15 protein-coding genes and 3 pseudogenes are annotated in these 21,759 nt (G+C 43.4%); 7 read left to right on the top strand and 11 right to left on the bottom strand.

Annotated features, from left to right (window positions below; all coding sequences use genetic code 11):
- Positions 1–63: 63 nt before the first annotated feature.
- The 7 genes from HWQ23_RS26625 to HWQ23_RS26595 form a co-directional block, all read right to left on the bottom strand.
- On the bottom strand, positions 64–1,029 hold the full coding sequence (locus HWQ23_RS26625) for an MvdD family ATP-grasp ribosomal peptide maturase (protein ID WP_292835194.1): 966 nt from the start codon (positions 1,027–1,029) through the stop codon (positions 64–66).
- Positions 1,030–1,064: 35 nt separating this feature from the next.
- Positions 1,065–2,084 carry an MvdC family ATP-grasp ribosomal peptide maturase gene (locus HWQ23_RS26620; protein WP_292835191.1) on the bottom strand — a complete coding sequence of 340 codons (1,020 nt, stop codon included), beginning with the start codon at positions 2,082–2,084 and terminating at the stop codon, positions 1,065–1,067.
- Positions 2,085–2,621: 537 nt separating this feature from the next.
- Positions 2,622–2,858, bottom strand: coding sequence for a hypothetical protein (locus HWQ23_RS26615; RefSeq protein WP_292769779.1), 237 nt, complete (start codon positions 2,856–2,858; stop codon positions 2,622–2,624).
- A 451-nt stretch (positions 2,859–3,309) separates the two neighbouring features.
- Positions 3,310–3,660: a hypothetical protein gene (locus HWQ23_RS26610; protein ID WP_292835188.1), complete on the bottom strand. Its 351-nt coding sequence runs from the start codon at positions 3,658–3,660 to the stop codon at positions 3,310–3,312.
- Positions 3,661–4,222: 562 nt separating this feature from the next.
- The gene (locus tag HWQ23_RS26605; protein ID WP_292835186.1) at positions 4,223–4,522 is read right to left on the bottom strand and encodes a hypothetical protein; all 300 of its coding nucleotides are present in this window, start codon (positions 4,520–4,522) and stop codon (positions 4,223–4,225) included.
- A 135-nt stretch (positions 4,523–4,657) separates the two neighbouring features.
- The gene (locus tag HWQ23_RS26600; RefSeq protein ID WP_292835183.1) at positions 4,658–4,831 is read right to left on the bottom strand and encodes a P-loop NTPase family protein; all 174 of its coding nucleotides are present in this window, start codon (positions 4,829–4,831) and stop codon (positions 4,658–4,660) included.
- A 210-nt stretch (positions 4,832–5,041) separates the two neighbouring features.
- On the bottom strand, positions 5,042–5,413 hold the full coding sequence (locus HWQ23_RS26595; protein ID WP_292835180.1) for a P-loop NTPase family protein: 372 nt from the start codon (positions 5,411–5,413) through the stop codon (positions 5,042–5,044).
- A 129-nt stretch (positions 5,414–5,542) separates the two neighbouring features.
- Here HWQ23_RS26595 and gatB point away from each other — a divergent pair, with 129 nt between their 5' ends.
- The 5 genes and pseudogenes from gatB to HWQ23_RS26570 all read left to right on the top strand — a co-directional run bounded on the left by gatB (position 5,543) and on the right by HWQ23_RS26570 (position 11,114).
- Positions 5,543–7,021, top strand: coding sequence for an Asp-tRNA(Asn)/Glu-tRNA(Gln) amidotransferase subunit GatB (gene gatB / locus HWQ23_RS26590; protein WP_292835663.1), 1,479 nt, complete (start codon positions 5,543–5,545; stop codon positions 7,019–7,021).
- A gap of 654 nt (positions 7,022–7,675) precedes the next feature.
- Complete coding sequence (gene argJ / locus HWQ23_RS26585; RefSeq protein ID WP_292835177.1) at positions 7,676–8,917, top strand: bifunctional ornithine acetyltransferase/N-acetylglutamate synthase; 1,242 nt, start codon at positions 7,676–7,678, stop codon at positions 8,915–8,917.
- A 345-nt stretch (positions 8,918–9,262) separates the two neighbouring features.
- Positions 9,263–9,343, top strand: a pseudogene (locus tag HWQ23_RS26580) (ABC transporter substrate-binding protein); the annotation flags it as partial.
- A 6-nt stretch (positions 9,344–9,349) separates the two neighbouring features.
- Positions 9,350–9,757, top strand: a pseudogene (locus HWQ23_RS26575) (ATP-binding cassette domain-containing protein); the annotation flags it as partial.
- Positions 9,758–9,788: 31 nt separating this feature from the next.
- Positions 9,789–11,114 (top strand): DUF58 domain-containing protein, encoded by a 1,326-nt coding sequence (locus HWQ23_RS26570; RefSeq protein ID WP_292835174.1) that lies wholly within the window; start codon positions 9,789–9,791, stop codon positions 11,112–11,114.
- Between the two features lie 296 nt (positions 11,115–11,410).
- Here HWQ23_RS26570 and HWQ23_RS26565 read toward each other — a convergent pair.
- Both HWQ23_RS26565 and HWQ23_RS26560 read right to left on the bottom strand, forming a co-directional pair.
- Positions 11,411–13,099: pseudogene (locus tag HWQ23_RS26565) on the bottom strand (beta strand repeat-containing protein); the annotation flags it as partial.
- A gap of 850 nt (positions 13,100–13,949) precedes the next feature.
- Positions 13,950–15,989, bottom strand: coding sequence for a beta strand repeat-containing protein (locus HWQ23_RS26560; protein ID WP_292835168.1), 2,040 nt, complete (start codon positions 15,987–15,989; stop codon positions 13,950–13,952).
- Between the two features lie 1,091 nt (positions 15,990–17,080).
- Between HWQ23_RS26560 and HWQ23_RS26555 the strand changes: the two genes are divergently transcribed.
- Entirely contained in the window at positions 17,081–17,548 is a 468-nt protein-coding gene (locus tag HWQ23_RS26555; protein WP_292835165.1) for a M67 family metallopeptidase, read from the top strand.
- Between the two features lie 161 nt (positions 17,549–17,709).
- Positions 17,710–18,882: a molybdopterin-synthase adenylyltransferase MoeB gene (gene moeB / locus HWQ23_RS26550; RefSeq protein ID WP_292835163.1), complete on the top strand. Its 1,173-nt coding sequence runs from the start codon at positions 17,710–17,712 to the stop codon at positions 18,880–18,882.
- A 92-nt stretch (positions 18,883–18,974) separates the two neighbouring features.
- On the opposite strand, the gene ftsH4 is transcribed toward moeB, so the two are convergent.
- Together ftsH4 and HWQ23_RS26540 are read right to left on the bottom strand one after the other, a co-directional pair.
- Positions 18,975–20,852 carry an ATP-dependent zinc metalloprotease FtsH4 gene (ftsH4, locus tag HWQ23_RS26545; protein WP_292835161.1) on the bottom strand — a complete coding sequence of 626 codons (1,878 nt, stop codon included), beginning with the start codon at positions 20,850–20,852 and terminating at the stop codon, positions 18,975–18,977.
- 91 nt (positions 20,853–20,943) lie between these two features.
- On the bottom strand, positions 20,944–21,129 hold the full coding sequence (locus HWQ23_RS26540) for a DUF2949 domain-containing protein (protein ID WP_292835158.1): 186 nt from the start codon (positions 21,127–21,129) through the stop codon (positions 20,944–20,946).
- Positions 21,130–21,759: the final 630 nt, after the last annotated feature.

Below are 21,759 nucleotides of genomic sequence, written 5' to 3'. Positions count from 1 at the left end.
ACATCCCTCTCCTTACCAAGGAGAGGGACAGGTTTTGCGTAGCATAACCAGGGTGAGGTTCTTTTAATTCTGTAGAACCTGTGCGATCGCCTGAGAAATCGGTAAGCCAGGACAGCGTTCCAGCCAGAAGAACTCGCCAACTGGGTTGACCTCAAGGAATATATGACGACCATCTGGAGTCAAAATGATATCAATCGCCCCATAGTTCAAACCAAATTCTGCCATCAGTTTGAGCAGCTTCTCTTCCACATCTTGGGGTAAGGTGTATAACTCCCAAGCGTCGAGTAAAGCGATTCCCTGTTTGCGCCAATCGTAACGCGCCTGATCCAAAGCTTGAGAATCAACCGCAGCCGTCAGCACACGTCTACCGACAATAATTGTCCGCAATTCCAATGCTTTGGGGATTTTCTCCTGAAACGTCATTGGGCAAAAACGTAATCCATCGAGGTTGTCCAGATCCTCAGATGAGATTGGATTGGTAAATACGACCTTTTCCCACCCTTGCTGGTCGTAAATAGCAAAGGAAGAAAGCATCTTGGTAATCATACCCTGTTTGCACTCTTGGGCGAATTGCTTCACTGCCTGCGGGTTATTAGTCGTTAAGGTGCGTGGAGTATCTAGACCTAGTTTCCTTGCTACTTGTAGTTGAAGTTGCTTATTTTCGGCTCGGCGAATGTTTGGCAAAGGGTCAAGATGAAACCCCTGAATACTGGCAATCATCCCCTGAATAGTGACGCGAGATTCCTGAATGGAGGCTTGTCGCATTTGCCTATCCATCGAGTCGGGAATTTTTGATCCTATGGCGATGCGTCGATACCAAACTGCTGACACTTCACTCAAATCTAATGTCTGATCATCGACGCTTAGAGTAACTCGCTCACTTCCAGCATAGTAAACATCTAGCTGCACTTCTGTGGGGAATCGGTCTGTATCAAAACGAAATGCTTTCCCGCCTTGAGCTTCAATTGCCTGAATGACTAGGGGAATACTTTCGTTGTCTTGGCTATAGGTAATGATTAAAACAGTCATATTAACTGCCAGTTTTAAATTTTTCAGGGGTAAAGTTATTGCTGGGCACTTGTTGAGAGTAGTGCATCTGCGATCGCTTCCGCAATCGGATAGTCCAAATCTCTCTCCAGCATTCCCCACTCTCCTGTAGGGTTAATTTCCAAAAAAACGTATTCCCCTGATGGTGTTTGGATGAAGTCAAACGCTCCAAAAGTCAGTTCAAATTTTGCCATAAAGGCATGGAGACAAGGGATTATTTCATCAGGTAATTCATCGGCTTGCCATACACAAGCCTCTTTTGTCGCACGTCGCCAATCTTGGGTGGATGCTGAATAAGCAGATGCGTTTAATGCTCCGACAAACAGCTTGCCATTTACATACACTACCCGTAGTTCTTGCCGTTTGGGGATTTGTTCTTGAAACACAACTGGACAATAGCGCAGTGTCTCGGCATCAACTAAATCTTCTTCTTTGACTGCGCTAGTGTACATAAAAAAAGAGGAGCCTTCCATACTGTAAGAAAGAGGTCTGAGGAGTTTAGCAACCATTTTTCCCTTTACTCGCTGGAAAAACTCTCGTGCTTCTTCAGGATTGTTGGTGACAAGAGTCTGAGGTATGACAAGACCAACTTCCGATGCAACCCGCAGTTGGCGTAACTTGTTTTCAGCTGCGTTAATCCGTTGTAAATCATCCACCCACTTAGCTCCTCTGAGACTATCCCAAAAGCCATCTAAGGCGGCTAATGATTCTCCAGTGCAGGCTGCTTGAAATTTTGGAGCCAATTCTTTGCTCAACTCAGGTTGCCAAATACGCCGCATCCATACTGCTTGCACTTGCTCTGTATTCAACGAGCGTAGACGCGGAGCGGCTTGTCCTAAGACATCGCCATATTCCAGTCTATGATTGCTGCCAAAGTTGCTAAAATTAGCCTGGAGTTTGACTGTCATCGGAAATTTATCGGTGTCTAGCCGAAATGGCTGTGCGCCTCGTCTTGACAGGGCTTGAGCAACTCTATCTATTGTGAAGTAATCACCACTGTGGGTAATTAATAAAACTACATCACGCTCATGCTGCATAAAACATCTTGAATTTGTTCTTGCGTTTTCCCTACTACAAACTATTAAGAGGGAAAACCATTTAAAAAGCAAACATCACTAAACCACTAGTAATCATAGAAAGCCAACCCCTATCTGGAGTTGGCATTAACAGCAAACCTGTTGCAAAAAAGTTTTGTGGTAAATTAGAGGGTTGAACAAATCCTCAAAAAGTTAACTGGCATTTTGAAAGTCATAATTATAAATGCCAGCAATAATTAAGTGATAGCGCAATGCAAAACGTTTTCTTTGATCGCGGTATCACTGACTGAAAATCCGAAAGACCAACGCTAGAAAGGATTTAACCTGAGATTGCGGCAAGCGATCGCATCGGGAGCAAGTTGATCCTTAAGCGTTCCTTCTTTGAGATGTTATCATCACAAGTCGTCAGAATTCAGAATGAATTGGAGTCCGACTGGTGGATAGCGCCGCATCTCGTAGAGAGCGTCTGAATAAACACTCCTGAACTTCCGCCTAAGTCCTTATTTTCAGAGGAGGTCTATTGCTTATACTTATACTTTAAATCACAGCTTCTTGGCGTTGACAATCAAAAACAACCATGTAGGAAGCATTTGGTATTTCCTGAGGCAGGTGCCGCATATAGCCATCAGCATCAGAACGACTGCGGAAGCGAGCAACAATCTCTCGTTGTGTATTAGGAAGTAGACGAGCGATCGCCCAAGAATTGAGACGTTCTTTATAGGCAATAGGTTGATTGTCTGATTTGGAAGCTTTGTTATCCGTATTTTCTGGCATAATTATCTTATCCGTATGAAATTTCATGAAGAGCGTTAATTGGTTTCTAAGTAGGAATGCACTAACGCTTTTTTTTTATGCTGCTGCCACCTTGTTATTCGATTATTTTTAGATTGTCAACACTTGGCGCTATATTTTAGACCAACTAAGTTGTAACTTTCGGGTAGCGATGAATCTCAAAGCCTTAATTTGCAATTGTTTCCAGGACACAACAATGCTCAAGCAGAAAGTTTGGCAATTATTGGGTTTGCATAATTTGTATGCCTACACGTAAGTAAAGTCCGTATCAGTGGTAAAAATCAAAATTAATGTCTGAAAAATAGTATTAAAAGCTCAGATAACGTGCGTAAAATTAATCGGCGCGGACACACTCTACAGTGTGTCCGTAAGTCCTATTACTATTGATTTTGACCTAGAGCAAAGCAACTCCTGCTTTGCTCTAGCTATCTCTTCACCACTCCTTATCTAGTAAAGATTCAAATTCAGCTTGTAAGGCGGTTATATCCGCCAATCTTGTGACTAATAAATTATCTTTACCAGCATCACTTAAACGTACTTTCCAATAACGAATACTGTCTGAGTTGTTTAACCAAAACTGAATCACGGTATCTACTACTTGATCCATATTCCAACCCAACTTCGCTGGAACTGATTCCACCGATTCTAGAAACGTATCTAGTGTACACGTATGCATTCCCAAGTATTCCACGCCTTCGTGGGCTGGTTGTTGCCCATTTTGCTGTTGGTGATTAAAAAACTGCAAAAGTGGAGATACGCCTACAATATCAAAAGTGTATTTCATGCTAGTACTCCCAGTTTTAAATTACTTGCAGGGAAGCTTTAGTTTTTTCTAATATAATACCTGACAAGTAACTAAAGCATCTAGAAAAAGTATAATTTTCGTCTATATCATAGGCATTAAATCTCAGTCATAAGTTAGCACTAACAAGCCGAGAGTGCTAATTTATATTAATAGTTTGATTTATCATTAAAGAGTTTCAGCGATTAATTAAGTGGTGTATATAGGACTAGTATTTGATTTTTGAAATGCGCCTAGTAGACCCTCATGGCTAAAATAGTGCATTAGACGTAGACGTAGGTTGGGTGGAGCGGAGCGCAACCCAACATATATTAGGATGTTGGGTTACGCAAAGCCTCCACCCAACCTACAATTTTTTTGCAACTTAAAAAGGAGGGAATTAAAGCAAGCCTTTTTTAGGGGAGTCAGCCGTGTGCATATTTCCCCCATTGAGCGGAATGGCGTAGGTTGGGGGTATCTTCGTGGCTAATTATCACTAACCCAAGCGTATTGCTTTAGATGTAAGGTTGGCAATAACGACGAACAAGGGAAGCAATTAAATCTTTCATACTTGTCTAATTTTCATTGCCTCTACTTTGCCAGTTTCAGAATTTACTTTAAAGAGTTTATATCCTCGTTCATACAACACAGGGGTAGAAGCAAGAGAGGTAGAGTCTTCCAATCGGCTTTTAGGAGGTTTTTTAGGGATATCAAATCCTAAAGTAATCAACCAAAAGCTTTTATCCTCAGAAAGTTCAACTTCTTCAAGTCTTAAAGGTCCTAATCCTATTGAAGAATCCACCAAGTCTTGTATGGCTTTTATGTATTCATAGGCAGCATTTACTGCTATTTTGACATCAATCATAATCTTCCTTGTTCCCTGATATAATTTGCTAATTTTATACTTTATTATAGTAATTTAACCTTGCTTATTGGTAGTTGGTTGCACATAAGTAATAATATCTAGTTTACCTATTTTTTAAGATAATTTTCATAAAAATCAATTTATTAAATCTGAATTGTGGGAAGTGATTTGTAAAAAATCTCTAACTTCTGTTGGTTCGCAAAGAATAATAACTTGCTGATTTGGTGTTAGTTGACTAAGTTTTTCTAGAATTCCAGGACGACGATTAATTGGGTATGACCATACATATTTGAGAAATTCCCAGTTCAATCTTTCACTCTAGTAAGTTGTCTTATCTGGGGAGCTATCTAATCTACCTAGGGAGTCTATCTAGTTTACCTAGGGAGTAGGTTTAGGCGAAATCTTTGGTAAAGTGTTTTATTGCAAACCTATTAAATGGAAGTTTAAGCGCCACAACCCTTGCAATATATGTCAAAAAGTGCTTAAAAGCTAATTTCTCCATTTTGTCACTTGGGCGGGCTAACCTCTGTTTAGTTCCGCTTCAGGACAATCTGATCCCATATCAGGTCTAGATTGTCCAGCATACATGAAGCGACGTTTAATCACTCGCGCCAAACACAAAATCCGGGGAAAATCCAAAAAAATTACTGTATCTGCAACCGACAAACGAACGTCGAGAGTACCGCCATAGTTACCATCCATAATCCAAGATTCTCGGAGGGTTAGGTCTTGGATTATGCTCTGCCATTCAGCTTTCGGAGTCTCAACCCAGCCAGGATTCCAGTACCAAGCATCTAAGTGAATCACTTCTAAGCCTAAGATGGTTCCCAGTTCGCGGGCTAGGGTAGATTTACCAGCACCCCCAGAACCAATAATTAAGATTTTCTTCACCTTAGCTTTGCATCTCCCTTTTCAAGCTCAAGAGGGTAAGCATTGCTCATCCAAATAACCGTCTTCAGCGCAACTCAATACGCCGCTACAATAGTACCACTACAAGGATTATGCCCAAATATTGATATTATGACCACTGCTACAACCGTAAAAACTGAGTATGAAGCGATTATTGGTTTAGAAACCCATTGTCAGCTGAGTACTAACACCAAGATTTTCTCTAATAGCTCTACTGCATTCGGTGCTGACCCCAATACTAACATTGACCCGGTTTGTATGGGTTTACCTGGGGTTTTGCCTGTACTAAATCAAAAAGTATTAGAGTATGCCGTAAAAGCGGGTTTGGCACTAAATTGTCAAATCGCTAAATATAGCAAATTTGACCGTAAACAGTATTTTTATCCTGACTTACCCAAAAACTACCAAATTTCTCAATATGATCTACCGATCGCAGAACATGGTTGGTTAGAAATTGAGTTGGTAGATGCTGAGGGGAACCCTATTCGCAAACGCATTGGTATCACACGTCTGCACATGGAAGAAGATGCTGGAAAATTGGTACACGCAGGCAGCGATCGCCTCTCCGGTTCTTCCTATTCTCTGGTAGACTACAATCGCGCAGGTATCCCGTTAGTAGAAATTGTCTCGGAACCGGATTTGCGTTCTGGATTAGAAGCTGCTGAATATGCTGAAGAATTGCGTCGGATTGTCCGGTATCTCGGCGTGAGTGACGGCAATATGCAAGAAGGATCTCTGCGCTGCGATGTCAACATTTCTGTGCGTCCAGTGGGACGAGAGGAATTTGGCACCAAGGTAGAAATTAAAAACATGAACTCCTTCAGCGCCATCCAACGGGCGATTGACTACGAAATTGAGCGCCAAATCGCCGCCATCGAAGCAGGCGATCGCATTATCCAAGAAACTCGTTTGTGGGAAGAAGGCGCTCAACGTACAAGTAGTATGCGGATTAAGGAAGGTTCTAGCGATTACCGTTACTTCCCCGAACCAGATTTAGCACCAATTGAGGTGACAGATGCAGAATTAGAGAAATGGCAAAGCGAATTACCAGAATTACCAGCCCAAAAACGCCATCATTATGAAAGTGAGTTGGGGCTTTCGGCTTACGATGCGCGAGTGTTGACAGAAGATCGTTCAATAGCGGAATATTTTGAAACTGCGATCGCATCTGGAGCAAATCCGAAAGCTGCTGCAAACTGGATTACTCAAGATATCGCAGCACACCTGAATAAGCAAAAACTCAGTATTACTGAAATCGCCCTGACTGCCACTAATCTAGCAGATATCATCACTCGTATTGAAACGGGTAAAATTAGCAATGCTCAAGCTAAACAAAAGTTGCCAGATTTGCTCAGTGGTATTTCTCCTGAAAAAGCCTTTGCTGGTCAAGAGTTAATCACCGATCCTAGTGTACTAGAACCCATCGTTGATGAAGTCATAGCCGCCAATTCCAAAGAATTAGAAAAGTATCGCAACGGTAACACCAACCTCAAAGGCTTCTTTGTCGGGCAAGTTCTGAAAAAGACAGGCAAACGTGCTGATCCTAAGCTAACTAACGAATTGGTGGAGAAAAAACTAAACGCCAGTTAGTCAACTTTGCTGAGTCAGGGGTGCAGAAAGGCAGGGAGCAGGGAGCAGGGGGAAAATTCCTCTCCTCTGCACCCTTTCCCCATGCCCAATGCCCCATGCCCAATGCCCAATGACCAATGACTAAGTAAGTATTTTCCCGGTGTTCTTCACAGAATCTTCATACAAAAACTGGTGACAACCCGCATACCCAAAATGCTATGCTGTGGTAAGTAGATGCACCCTGATGATCTGGAGAGCTACCTAAGTGGCTCTCTTTTTTATTTTATTTTTGTGGTATTTACGGTTAACTTCATCATATTATTAAAAATAATTTCAATAACTTAAGTATTAACCCTTAGATCATAAATGATAGAGTGTAGTAAGTAGATGCACCCTGATGATCTGGAGAGGAACTCAAGTGACTGTCCTTTTTTGCTTTTGTCTTTCGTCATAAGAAAGGTAAAAACAATTATGCCAATCGCCAACTGGTGGATTATTATTACCATCAGCAAATAAACTCACAACAAAAGGCACTGAGGACTGGGAAGTAGGGAAGTAGGGCGAAACTAATAACTCTTAACTCCTAACTCCTAACTCCTAACTCCTAACTCCTAACTCAGCACTTTTCCAAAGCACAAATTGACCTATCCAACCTGATAGTTGTAAGGAAGAATAATGGCAGATTGGCAAAAAATCACAGGCGGCATCACAGCACCAAGGGGATATCAGGCGGCGGGAATTACCGCAGGGTTGAAACCTTCTCTTTTGCCAGATTTAGCTTTGATATTCTCAGATGTGGAAGCGATCGCAGCTGGTGTGTTCACCACTAGCCAAGTTAAAGCTGCCTGCGTAGAATATTGTCGCCAACGCTTGCAAGCCAAACATAGCGCTCGTGCCATCCTCTGCAACGCTGGACAAGCAAATGCCGCTACAGGGACTCAAGGCTACCTTGATACTCTAGAATCTGCTATGGCAATAGCCCAAGCACTAAACATCTCGTCTGAATCTGTGTTATTAGCTTCCACTGGCGTGATTGGTCAAAGAATTAAGATGGATGCTTTGCGAAGCGGGATTCCCAAGGTAGTAGCAGCACTATCACAAACAGGCTCAGATGCCGCCGCCGGGGCGATTATCACTACAGACTTGGTAACAAAATCCATTGCCCTAGAGACAACTATAAGCGACCGCCCGGTACGAATTGGCGGTATTGCCAAAGGTTCAGGCATGATTCATCCCAACATGGCAACCATGCTGGCATTTATTACTTGTGATGCTGTGGTTTCGCCAGCCCTTTGGCAGCAGATGTTAGCAAGGGCAGCTGATAGAAGCTTTAATTCCATTACCGTGGATGGCGATACCAGCACCAACGACAGCTTAATTGCCTTGGCAAACGGTCAATCTCGCACCCCAGCAATTATAGAATGGGGCGCAGAAGCAGAGAAATTAGAGGCGATGTTAACAGCAGTTTGCCAGCATTTAGCCAAAGCGATCGCTCGTGATGGTGAAGGCGCAACCTGTCTAATTGAAGTGGAAGTAACAGGGGCCCATGATGAACTCTCAGCTAGGCAAATAGCCAAAACCATCGCTGGTTCATCCTTAGTTAAATCTGCAATCTTTGGACGTGATCCAAATTGGGGACGCATCGCCGCCGCCGCCGGACGTGCAGGTGTGCCCTTTGAGCAAGAGAACCTGCAAATTAAGCTAGGGGATTTTTTAATGTTAGAAAACGGGCAACCTCTGCAATTTGACCGTGCAGCAGCGAGTGCTTATTTGAAAAAAGCAGCGGCGGGTGCTTATCTCCAAGAAGATACTGTGTTAATCTCCGTTAACGTTGGCAATGGTCATGGTTTAGGTAAAGCTTGGGGTTGTGATTTGAGTTATGACTACGTGAGGATTAACGCCGAATACACTACGTAAGGGACTGACAACAAATAAATTACCCAATATTGTGGGGTGGGCCGAAAAGCCCGCCTTTCTATACGGGCGGGCTTTTCGGCCCACCCCACAAGAAGTAGTTTAGTATTTTTTTATTTGGAAGTCCCTAAAGTACTCACAACTGTTTGCTAGGTTGAGACTTTAAAATCTTGTTTACAGATATAATACCGTTTCACTTTCAGGTTAATACAAATACGTTGGTAGGGTAGCACAGCTAGCTGTGCTACCCTAAATCATAATAATAATGTCAACATAATAGTTGTTATAAATAAAAACTTATATATGACAAATTACTACTAAAATTAAGTTACAAAAGAAGCGAAAACAGGAACAATGGATGCCTTTAGTACAGGCGACCCCTGGCCTTATCGCCTGGTTCAAGACAAGATTGGCTATGTAGCAGCATTAACCGCAGAAATGTCCGGGGGGATGAGACAACGGGTTTCCATCGCCCGCGCTTTGGCGATTCGTCCGAAAGTCTTAATTTTAGATGAACCTTTTGGGGCGCTGGATGCCATCACCAAAGAAGAGTTACAGGAAGAATTGCTAAAAATTTGGGGCGATAACCGTTGTAGAGTGTTGATGATTACCCACGACATCGACGAAGCACTGTTTTTAGCAGATAAATTGGTAATGATGACCAACGGCCCTCATGCGAAAATTGGTGAAGTCATGGAAATTCCTTTTTCTCGTCCCCGCGTTAGCGAAGCTCCTCTGCAAGAGGCTCGCGCCCGCATCATGGAAGATCCACAATACTACCAACTACGTAATTATGCCTTAGATTTCCTCTTTAATCGCTTTGCCCATGATGATGTAGGTTAAGCTGATCTTCTCCTAACTTTCATTCTAAAAAATGGTTCCTTCCAGACGAGTTTATTTATTGTTGCTTTTGGGTATAGTGACCGCCCCGATCCTATGCCTTTTTCTCAACATTAAAGCAGCGATCGCCATCACTTTGCTATTTGATGCGATCGTTCTCGGATTGATGGTTGTAGATGGTTTGCAGGTACGGCGTTCTCGCGTGCAAATTAGCCGCGAATTACCCTCACGATTATCGATTGGGCGGGATAATCCAGTGGTGCTAAAAGTAACATCACCAAATGCCAACGCCCTAATTGAAATCTGCGATTACTACCCAACAGGGTTTGGCATATCTGCACCCGCACTCCGGGCGATTATTCCTAGTAACAGCACCCAGGAATTGAAGTATACCGTCAAACCGACGCAACGAGGGGAGTTTCCTTGGGGAAATATTCAAGTTCGACAGTTGGGAATTTGGGGATTAGCTTGGGATGATTGGCAAATTCCCCAAAGTCTGCGAGTGAAAGTTTATCCTGATTTACTGGGATTGCGATCGCTCACAATTCGTTTGACATTGCAATCATCAGGATCAATGCGCCAATCTCGCAAAACTGGTATTGGTACAGAGTTTGCCGAACTGCGGAACTATCGCACTGGAGACGATTTACGATTTATTGATTGGAAAGCTACCGCCCGTCGGGTTGGGGCTTATGGTAATGCAATGCCACTAGTAAGGGTTCTGGAACCAGAACAAGAACAAACATTAGTTATCTTGCTCGATCGCGGGCGATTAATGACAGCAAAAGTGCAGAATTTACAGAGATTTGACTGGGGTTTGAATGCAACTTTATCCTTAGCTTTGGCGGGATTACATCGAGGCGATCGCGTCGGTGTTGGTGTATTTGACCGCCAGATGCATACGTGGATTCCCCCAGAACGCGGACAAAATCATTTAAATCAGCTAATTGATCGCCTAACTCCAATTCAACCAGTATTATTTGAATCTGATTATTTGGGGGCGGTGACAAATGTTTTGCAGCGTCAAACTCGCAGGGCGCTTGTAGTCGTGATTACTGACTTAGTTGATGTCACCGCCTCTACAGAACTCCTCGCCGCACTCTCCAAGCTAGCACCTCGCTATCTCCCATTTTGCGTGACTCTGCGAGATCCGCAAGTTGATCTTCTAGCACACAGCTTCACAGATGATGTTACAGATGCTTATGCCCGTGCAGTCGCACTCGATTTATTAATGCAACGACAAGTAGCATTTGCCCAACTGAAACAAAAAGGTGTATTGGTACTAGATGCACCAGCAAATCAAATTGCCGATCAGTTAGTTGAACGATATCTGCAACTCAAAGCGCGAAATCAGCTTTAGCTAATTGCATAGATCCATTAAATGCGAAGTGCTGAAAATACCACCTCGCAATACTTGCCAAAAGAAATGATATCAGGTTCGGTTAAACACTTAATAATATCTGTAGGTTGGGTTGAGGAACGAAACCCAACAAAGCTATTTTTCACGCAAAGAGGGAGACAAAAGACATCTCCAGAAATTAAATATGCGTTATCTATAACCCTTGTAGAGACGTAGCATTGCTACGTCTCTACTCTTTGGGGTTCTTGGGCTTTAGTAAGTAATCAAGCGGACATGATCTGAAACGCTAATCACAATTAAACAACCACAAAATTGTTGTTGCTTAGAGACAATCCAGTAGATAGTTGAGCAAATTTTACCTGAGTAAACCCACCCGCATTGCCATCTTGGTCAAAGTACAGCCCACCTGTAACATTGTCATAGATAAATCGTTGATTGCTTGTCGTTGCAGATGTTCCGATTGTAAACTGACTTATCTGAAGTGAACCTATTAATAAGCCGCCACCAAAACCAGCAGCCGATACCTGAATCAATTCATTAGTCGTGTTGAAGTCATAAAGTCTATCAATGCCTTCATTGTAACTATTGAAAGCAAAGGTATCATTACCAAGACCACCTGTGAGGATATCATTGCCATTGCCACCATCAAGGGTGTCATTGCCATTGCCACCATCAAGGGTGTTATTACCGGTGGCGCTAGAGGCCGAGATATAATCATTGCCATCGCCACCAAAGAGTAGGTTATCGCTTGTTGAACCGCTAGCAATCAAGCGATCGTTACCTGCACCACCGTTGAGGGTGTTCTTGCCAGACGAACGAGAGTCGTATGTGATGGAGACATTTCGGGGGTCGTGCTCATCTCCAGAAGTGTAGCTGTAGTAGCCAGAGATAGAGATATAATCATTGCCATCGCCACCAGAGAGTAGGTTATCGCCTGTTGAACCGCTAGCACTCAAGCTATCGTCACCAGCACCACCGTTGAGGGTGTTATTGCCAGACGAACGAGAGTCAAAGTAGTCGTAGTCATTTCCTTTGTAGTAGCCAGAGATGGAGAGAGAATCATTGTCATCGCCCCCAGAAAGCAGGTTATTGCCTTTTGAACCGCTAGCACTCAAGCTATCGTCACCAGCGCCACCATTGAGGGTGTTATTGCCAAACGAACCAGAATCGTACTCGTCGTCTGGGTATGTGAAGGTGTAATAGCCAGAGACGGAGAGAGAATCATTGCCATCGTCCCCAGAGAGCAGATTATTGCCTGTTGAACTGTTAGCGCTCAAGTTATCGTCACCAATACCACCCTTGAGGGTATTATTGCCCGTACCACCAATGAGAGTATCATTCCCCGCACCACCCCGCAGCAAGTCGTTGCCACTTTTGCCGTCGATTTTGTCATTGCCCCCTTGACCATTGATGACATCATTTGAGTCGTCAAAGCCATTAACATTATTGTCGAGGTCGTTAAGGAAAGTGACTGTGTTCTTGTTGAAGATACTGCTTTGGGTGGAGTTGGCATTGAAGACATCAAAGCTGTCCGTGATGCTAGTTTGCCCATCAAAGAGGATATTGCCCAAGTTTACAGTTGCTCCAGTAGATTTACTGAGGTTATCCAGGTTTTCCAGGGCAAAGTTTTGCAGGATGATTTTTGCACCAGTCGCCCCTTCAAAGGTGATTTCGAGATTGCTGCCATTCTGGGTAAGCAGTAGATTTCGGGGAGTGAAACCAGCACCAAGGAATTTGATCGTATCCACTTCGGCAATGACTGCTGCTGTCGGGTTTGTTCCTTTACCTATGCCACCGAAATCATTGACAGTATCAGTGCCGTCGCCCAAATTGTAAACAAATGTATCCTTGCCGCCGCCACCACTCAGAATGTCGTTACTCTTGTTCGCTGTGATGCTATCGTTGCCTGCAAGACCCTTAATTGTGTCCGCGCTGTTACTACCCAATAGGGTATCATTACCATTAGTGCCAATGATATTTGCCATAATATCTACCTGACTAAATCAATTTTTTCAGTAACTTCAGTTCTCAAGTTGCTCTTAGTGCTGTTTTATGGCACAAAGAACTCACCGAAATTTGACCTTTTCGGCATACTTTATACCTCATCCATTGAGGATTAGTAATATTTCTCGAAGATCACCCATTGACTGGCTTTATCTTACTTAGATGTCTATACTTAGTTAAGCATCTTTGCATACTCTTCATATTATTTGCCAATATATATATAATAAATACTGAACTTTGTGTAATCTTTATATTGTTTTAGTTTCTAGGCAATAAGAAAGCAGAAAGCAGTAGGCAAATGTTTGAAGGAGCGTTAACAATTCAGGCATTCTTGCATTAAAGACATTTTGCCTAGGGCACGCTCTTGGCGTTCAGACGGCGATTAAACCACGACTGAAACTTACAGCAGCGCCTTGCGTATTTTCCCACGGCAGTTCCTTCTCCTGTCAAAGACGCGCAAGGGACAAGTCGCAATACTGCGTAGGTTTTGCCTAAAAATAACTCCAATCTAGGTTGGGTTGAGGAACGAAACCCAACCTACAAATCTTCTCCTGTCAAAGACGCGCAAGGGACAAGTCGGGCATTGCTGCCCAACGGCCTAGTGTGTTGTCACGACTGCGGAAGCGGAGTCAGAGCCACTTTGCTTCCGAGCTAAGTGTAGACGTAGCGTAAAGTTAACTTTGTAACAGAGGGGTCTTAAACCCTTTAATTTCCGATAAAAAAGATTTTGAACGCTGCCATGCCGTAATTACATTGATGAATCGAATCCGAAGTGCTTAAAATAGCACCTCGCAAGCCGTACATAGAGTGATGGCAGAGCGCTAATTAAGATTAAACAACCACAAAATTCTTTTCGGTTAGTGACACACCAGCAGATAATTGTGCAAATTTTACCTGAGTAAACCCACCCGCATTGCCATCAAGGTCAAAGTACAGTCCACCTGTAACATTGTCATAGATAAATCGTTGATTGCTTGTCGTTGCAGATATTCCGATTGTAAACTGACTTGTCTGAAGTGAAGGTTTTGATAATCCCCCACCAAAACCAGCAGCCGATATCTGAATCAGTTCATTAGTGGCGTTGAAGTCATAAATAGTATCAAGTCCTTCATTGAAACTATTGAAAGCAAAGGTATCAGTACCATTGCCACCTGTGAGGGTATCATTGCCATTGCCACCTGTGAGGATATCATTGCCATTGCCACCATAAAGGGTATTATTGCCTAATGCGGCATAGGCGGAGAGAGTATCATTGCCATCATCCCCAGAGAGTAGGTTCTTGCCTGTTGAATAATCAACAATCAAGGAATCGTTACCACCACCACCATTGAGGGTGTTATTGCCTGACTCCCTGCGATAGACTCCTTGTCCGTCGTCCCCGTTTTTGTCGTACTCGTAGCCAGAGGCAGAGAGATAATCATTGCCATTGTCTCCAGAGAGCAGATTATCGCCTGAAGAAAAGTCAACATTCAAGTTATCGTCACCAGCGCCACCGTTAAGAGTGTTATTACCAGTGGTGCTATAAAAAGTTCCTCCGTAGCCGTAGCCGTAGCTAGAGCCGGAGAGAGAATCATTGCCATCGCCTCCAGAGAGCAGATTAGCGCCTCGTGAATAGTTAACATTCAAGTAATCGTTACCAGCATCACCGTTGAGGGTGTTATTGCCTGAGCAGTTATCAAACCTGTAGCCCTCGAAGTCAGAGGCAAAGAGAGAATCATTGCCATCGCCTCCAGAGAGCAAATTATTGCCTGTTGAAATGTTAGCACTCAAGTAATCGTCACCAACGCCACCGTTGAGGGTGTTATTACCACGGGCAAGATTAACGGAGAGAGAGTCTTTGCCATCGCCACCAGACAGTAAGTTATCGTTTTTTGAAAATAAAGCACTTAAGCTATCATTACCAGCGCCACCGTTGAGCGTGTTATTACCAGACACCTCAGGGTCGTAGTAGCCACCAGAGACGGAGAGATAATCATTGCCATTGCCACCATCCAATAGGTTATCGCCTGGTGAACCGTCAGCACTTAAGCTATCGTTACCAGCACCACCGTTGAGGGTGTTATTACCAGACACCACATTGCCGGAGTAGTCACCTAAAGCCGAGAGAGAATCATTGCCATCGCCACCAGAGAGCAGGTTATCACCTGGTGAAGAGTCAACATTTAAGCTATCGTCACCAATACCACCGTTGAGGGTATTATTGCCCGTACCGCCAATGAGAGTATCATTCCCCGCACCACCCCGCAGCAAGTCATTGCCACTTTTGCCATCGATTTTGTCATTGCCCCCTTGACCATTGATGACATCATTTGAGTCGTCTAAACCCGTAATGTTGTTGCCGAGGTCATTGAGGAAAGTCACCGTGTTCTTGATGCCCACGCTAGTATCAATGGAGTTGGCATCAAGGACATTAAAATTGTCCGTGATCCTAGTTTGCCCATCAAACAGGATATTACCGATCGCTGGTATTGTGGGAGAAGCTTTCAGATTCTCCAAGTTTTCTAATTTGAAGTTTTGCAGGATGACTTTGGCATCAGCCACCCCTTCAAAGGTGATTTCCAGATTGCTGCCATCCTGGGTAAGCAGCAGATTTTGGGGAGTGAAACCAGCACCAAGGAATTTGATCGTATCCACTTCGGCAATGACTGCTGCTGTCGGGTTTATCCCTTTACCAATGCCACCGAAATCAGTGATCGTATCAGTGCCATCGCCGATGTTGTAAACAAATGTATCCTTGCCGCCACCACCAGTCAAGGTGTCGTTAACCTTGTTCCCTGCGATCGTATCGTTACCTGCAAGACCCTGAATCGTGTCTGCGCTGTAACCGCCCACTAGAGTATCATTACCGTTAGTTCCAATGATATTTGTCATAACTTTTACCTTCTAAATTGATTTTTACAGTAACTTTAAGTTCTCAACTTTGAATTTGTGCTGTTTTAGAGCATAAAAACTCGCCAAGAGTTGACGCTTTCGGCATACTTTTATGTCACTCTTGAGGGACAGTAATTTCTCTCAAAAATCTACTCTGTTGACCAGCTTGCAACTAGCTTGCAAGTAGCAGCTATTTAAATATCAGGTTCTTCACTACCTTTTATGCCAAATTATTAGTTAAATATCAAAACTAGGCTTAAAAATAAAGGTCAAAAACCTCTCATCAGTGCCAAACCCCTAAAATGTAGTAAATAATCTTTATTTTTCTTGCATCTTCAGGGTTTCATCGCTTTTGTAAATGGAATTTAGCATCATAATATGTAATGAAGATCCAAATATCAAAGTGTCACGCGCTGTACAAATTAATGACCGCGTGGATTAACTCAAATAGGTAGTTTCAGCTTTTTTATACCATCCTTGTATAGAATAGCGCAGGTGTAGCTCAACCCAGCTATCGCTGAAAAAGCGTCGCCAAATCAAGCTTAAATCCCTAAAACTCACACCTCATACTTTAATTTTTTTTTGTCAATGGGTAAGTCCTAGTATCTTAAAAATAGGGAACAGTTAACTTTTGATAGGGAAAAGGATTTTCATCCCCTCGTTGTGAGCTATTGCCCGTTGGTGTCTAGCTTAAAAATAGGGAACATCTGAATAACCTGATACTAACTAAATACTGAATATTTACTTAGATGTCGATAGTTAAAGAACTATCTTCGCATACTCTTTACATTATATGCCGATAAATGCATGTCCTAAGTAATTCTCTTAGTGTGTTCTTCACATTTTTAGAGTTTATAGCTAAGAATTTACCGTTAATTGTGTCAGGTAAGTTGCTGCCTACTAGGGTATCATTACCGTTGGTTTCAATGATATTTGCCATAACTTTTATTTCTCTAAATCGATTTTTTCAGTAACTTTAAGTTGTCCTGGATTGGACTACACCTATACTATGATCAAGAGCAAGCGATGCCTGCGAATATCTTGTATGTAAGCCAGAATCGTTATAGATTGCTAGAATTACAAATGCAGACATGATCCAACTTAGCCAAGAACACTTGCAAACCATCTGCACCCATGCCGAAAGCACTTACCCAGAAGAGTGCTGCGGTATAATTTTGGGCTATCTGGCTAGTGAAGGCAAAATTGTGGTAGAAGTGATGCCAACAGAAAATGCCTGGAATACAGAAGCGGCTGCTGAGTTTCCAGGGGAACGGACAACAGAAAGTAAAAGGCGGCAATATGCGATCGCACCCGAAATTATGTTAAAAACACAAAGGGAAGCACGCGTTAGCGAAGCTCGCTCACTGAACATTATCGGCATTTTTCACTCTCACCCAGATCATCCTGCTATCCCTTCAGAATGCGATCGCCTATACGCTTGGCAAGGATACTCGTATATAATAGTTTCCGTCCAAAACGGCAAAGCTGGTGAACTCCAAAGCTGGAGCCTTGATGATCATCATCAGTTTCAAGCCGAGGCAATTGAAAATATAATTTAACGCCTTAGTTTAAAAACATTCACTCATAGCGGTTTTCGCCGCCACCACAAATGAAAATTCGTCTTCCCCACTCCCTACTCCCTACTCCCTACTCCCCATCTGTATAAGAGATACAGTTTTTCGATAGGATTAATATTCCGCTCTCCCACATCATAACTGCTATGCTCAATCCCAATCTGGACGAAATCCAGTTGACCAAAGACGATTACGAACGCTACTCCCGACACCTGATTTTGCCGGAAGTCGGACTAGAAGGACAAAAGCGCCTGAAAGCCGCCAGTGTACAGTGTATCGGTACAGGTGGACTAGGTTCACCACTGCTTTTATATTTGGCGGCGGCGGGTATTGGACGCATCGGGATTGTCGATTTCGATGTTGTCGATACTTCCAATCTACAACGCCAAGTAATCCACGGTACATCCTGGGTGGGTAAACCCAAGATTGAATCGGCAAAAAACCGCATTCACGAGATTAACCCCTATTGTCAGGTTGATTTATACGAAACTCGCCTGAGTTCCGAAAATGCCCTAGAAATCCTTCAACCTTATGATATAGTGGTAGATGGTACCGATAACTTCCCCACCAGATATCTAGTTAACGACGCCTGCGTATTGCTGAATAAGCCCAACGTCTATGGTTCAATTTTACGCTTTGAAGGGCAAGCTACTGTATTTAACTACGAAGGTGGCCCCAACTATCGTGACCTTTTCCCAGAACCACCACCACCAGGAATGGTTCCCTCTTGTGCAGAAGGTGGCGTATTGGGAATTTTGCCAGGAATTATTGGTTTAATCCAAGCAACTGAAACTGTCAAAATCATTCTGGGACAAGGTAACACTCTAAGTGGACGGTTGCTGTTATACAACGCCTTAGATATGAAATTCCGGGAATTGAAGCTGCGTCCTAACCCGATTCGCCCAGTGATTGAAAAACTGATAGACTATGAAGAATTCTGCGGGATTCCACAAGCTAAGGCAGAGGAGGCAAAACAGCAGATGGAAAGTCAAGAAATGACCGTCAAGGATTTGAAGGAATTGCTGGATAGCGGTGCTAAGGATTTTGTACTGCTGGATGTCCGCAACCCCCATGAGTACGACATTGCCAAGATTCCGGGTTCAGTGTTAGTGCCCTTACCAGATATCGAAAATGGGAATGGCGTTGCTAAGGTGAAGGAAATATTGAACGGTCACCGCTTAATTGCTCATTGTAAGCTGGGCGGGCGATCGGCAAAAGCCCTCGCCATCCTCAAGGAAGCTGGAATTGTCGGGACGAATGTCAAAGGCGGAATTACCGCTTGGAGTCGAGAAATCGATCCGTCAGTTCCAGAGTATTAAAAACGCTTTAGGTAGCAGAGGAAAGCGCAGAGGTACGCAAAGTTATTCTCTGCGTACCTCTGCATTTAAAACCTGACTTTCTGAATTACGAATTAGGAATTAGTCTTAGCTACAGGTTTCACCTGACTCAACAAATTGTGCAGTTTCTCACCTTCAATCACCTCTGTTTCCAACAGTTGAGTAGCGATCGCTTCTAGCAAGTCTCGATTCTGTCTGAGAATCTCTAGGGCTTGTTCGTGGGCTGTTTCCACGATTTCCTTGACTTCGCTATCAATTGCTTTTGATGTTTCTTCACTCACCGCCCGCCGGGGATTAGTAGCACCATTACCCAAGAACATTGCTTGTTGTCCTTGTTGGTAAGCCAATGGCCCTAAGACTTTGCTCATACCATAGGCTGTTACCATCCGTTCTGCCAAGTCAGTTGCTCGTTGCAAATCGTTGGAAGCACCTGTTGTAATACTGTTAAACACAATCTCTTCGGCGGAACGTCCACCTAACAGAGTCGCAATCTGACCCCGCAGTTCTGCTTCATTCAGCAAAAAGCGGTCTTCAGTTGGTAATTGTAGAGTGTAGCCCAAAGCTGCCATCCCACGGGGAATAATCGAAATCTTTTCTACACGACCGTTTCCGGTTGTCAGCGCCCCGACCATTGCGTGACCAACTTCATGGTATGCAACAATCTTTTTCTCAGTCTCGTTCATTACCCGACTCTTTTTCTCCAAACCGGCGACTACCCGCTCAATTGCTTCGGCAAAGTCTTCTTGAGCAACACTTTGACGCAAATTGCGAGCTGCCAATAATGCCGCTTCATTCACCAAGTTTGCCAAATCTGCACCAGCAAAACCAGGGGTACGAGTAGCGATCGCTTTTAAATTTACATCATCTCCTAATTTCACCTTTTGAGCGTGAATCTTGAGAATTGCTTCCCGATCAGATAAATCAGGACGGTCTACCAACACTTGGCGGTCAAAGCGGCCTGGACGCAGCAAGGCGGGGTCTAGTATTTCCGGGCGGTTAGTAGCTGCTAGGACAATCACCGTTGCATCCCCAGCCGCAAACCCATCCATTTCTGTTAATAATTGGTTGAGGGTTTGTTCTCGCTCATCATTACCACCGTAGAAACCGTTACTGCTACGAGACTTACCGATCGCATCTAATTCATCAATGAATACAATACAGGGAGCCTGTTTCTTTGCCTGCTCAAATAAATCCCGGACTCTGGAAGAACCCACACCGACAAACAGTTCCACAAACTCTGAACCAGAGATACTAAAGAATGGAACTCCTGCTTCTCCGGCTACGGCTTTCGCTAAAAGTGTCTTACCAGTACCCGGAGGGCCAACCAACAACACACCTTTGGGAATCCTAGCGCCAATTTGCGTAAACCGTCCCGGAGTCTTGAGGAAATCTACAATTTCCACTAACTCAGTTTTCGCTTCTTCGACGCCAGCCACATCTGCGAAGGTAATTTTAGCTGATTCGCCTTCAACGTAAACCTTAGCTTTGCTCTTACCAATGGAGAGAACACCTTGGGGACCACCACCACCACCGCCACCACGGGCGAGAAAGAATTGCCAAATGCCAATGAAAATCAGTGGTGGAATCACCCAACTCAAGAGGGTTGTAAACCAAGTATTCTTCGGTGGAGGTGTAGCAGCGAATTCAACTCCCTTTTGTTCTAGCAGTTTGGGTAACTCTAAATCAAAGATTGGCGTAGTTGCAAACACCTGTCCCGGCTCGGTATTTTCTGTTTTTAGTTCGTAGAGAATCTGGTTTTGACCAACGGAAACGCGGCTGACTTCCCCTTCTTGTACTTGATGAATAAATAGGCTATAGGGAACACCCGCAGGGCCAGAAGCAAATAAACCAGGCAAAAATAAATTTAAGAGCAGGAATACCCCTGATACTGCCAGCAATATATTTGCAATGATCCGAAACCGAGGTGATTTAGGCTGTTCTTTAATTGCCATAAACGTTACCAATCCTTAAAATGAAAACTGTTGAGAATATGACTTTCTGGGAAAGTCCGCTATTTACCATCCGGCTAGTTGAAGCAGCAGCTTATACTGTTTCCAACCAATCAAAAATTTGGGCTAACTGATCTAGTGTCACCAGCCCATACTGCCAGAGGGTCATGGCTAGAAAGTTCGGTGTCTGTTCGCAATGTCGCAAAGCAAGAGAAATTGCTCCACTAGAAATACCCAACTCTTCTTCTAAAAAATGCACCATTTTATCTGTAGCTTTCATAGCAATGTTAAAAAATGTTAATTAAGTCTTATTTTTGAGTTAGCTAAATAAACTTGCTTAAAGACTGGTGATAAATTCATCACCGATAGCGTTCGCAAAGCCTCTCGTAGAGAAGCCTTAGCGACGTAGCAGCGTCTGACTCGCTAATGCTAAGTTGTTCAATTTGTCTTGATCGTCAACCATACTACCGCTTTTCATAATTTATCCCATGTCGCAATGTTTGCAGCATTTATTATTTATGTAACTAAACTTAACAATTAAATTAATCTTTGGGAACTAACGAGCAAATACGGTTTACCGTACTCAAAGAATTAACACCACTCGAAATCAGAGAACTTGAGTGAAGAGAACGCTGTCAAAAGACATAGGCGTGAAAAAGTAGAGGCGTAGCACTGCTACGCCTGTACAAGGGTTCTGGGTAACGCATATTTAATTTCACGCCTATGTCTAAAGAAAATGCAGAGATTGGGAGATGCAAAGAAAAATTCCCGTGTTTTCTTCCATATCTCCGTATTATCTTCATTTCTCACCAATGATTTATATCTTTAGATAGATATATAAACGATCTAAAGAGAGCAAACCCAAAGCCTACCTGGTTGCGGAAGTAGCGGCCAATTGGTAGTTCTTAAT

Source organism: Nostoc sp. JL33 (genome assembly GCF_017114985.1).
Lineage (GTDB): Bacteria > Cyanobacteriota > Cyanobacteriia > Cyanobacteriales > Nostocaceae > Nostoc.
This window is presented reverse-complemented; position numbering and strand designations above follow the sequence as displayed.

Bases quoted from the DNA above. Each gene is read 5' to 3' on its own strand.
- HWQ23_RS26625 (WP_292835194.1), bottom strand. From the start codon at position 1,029: ATGACTGTTTTAATCATTACCTATAGCCAAGACAACGAAAGTATTCCC.
- HWQ23_RS26620 (WP_292835191.1), bottom strand. From the start codon at position 2,084: ATGCAGCATGAGCGTGATGTAGTTTTATTAATTACCCACAGTGGTGAT.
- HWQ23_RS26615 (WP_292769779.1), bottom strand. From the start codon at position 2,858: ATGCCAGAAAATACGGATAACAAAGCTTCCAAATCAGACAATCAACCT.
- HWQ23_RS26610 (WP_292835188.1), bottom strand. From the start codon at position 3,660: ATGAAATACACTTTTGATATTGTAGGCGTATCTCCACTTTTGCAGTTT.
- HWQ23_RS26605 (WP_292835186.1), bottom strand. From the start codon at position 4,522: ATGATTGATGTCAAAATAGCAGTAAATGCTGCCTATGAATACATAAAA.
- gatB (WP_292835663.1), top strand. From the start codon at position 5,543: ATGACCACTGCTACAACCGTAAAAACTGAGTATGAAGCGATTATTGGT.
- argJ (WP_292835177.1), top strand. From the start codon at position 7,676: ATGGCAGATTGGCAAAAAATCACAGGCGGCATCACAGCACCAAGGGGA.
- HWQ23_RS26570 (WP_292835174.1), top strand. From the start codon at position 9,789: ATGGTTCCTTCCAGACGAGTTTATTTATTGTTGCTTTTGGGTATAGTG.
- HWQ23_RS26560 (WP_292835168.1), bottom strand. From the start codon at position 15,989: ATGACAAATATCATTGGAACTAACGGTAATGATACTCTAGTGGGCGGT.
- HWQ23_RS26555 (WP_292835165.1), top strand. From the start codon at position 17,081: ATGATCCAACTTAGCCAAGAACACTTGCAAACCATCTGCACCCATGCC.
- moeB (WP_292835163.1), top strand. From the start codon at position 17,710: ATGCTCAATCCCAATCTGGACGAAATCCAGTTGACCAAAGACGATTAC.
- ftsH4 (WP_292835161.1), bottom strand. From the start codon at position 20,852: ATGGCAATTAAAGAACAGCCTAAATCACCTCGGTTTCGGATCATTGCA.
- HWQ23_RS26540 (WP_292835158.1), bottom strand. From the start codon at position 21,129: ATGAAAGCTACAGATAAAATGGTGCATTTTTTAGAAGAAGAGTTGGGT.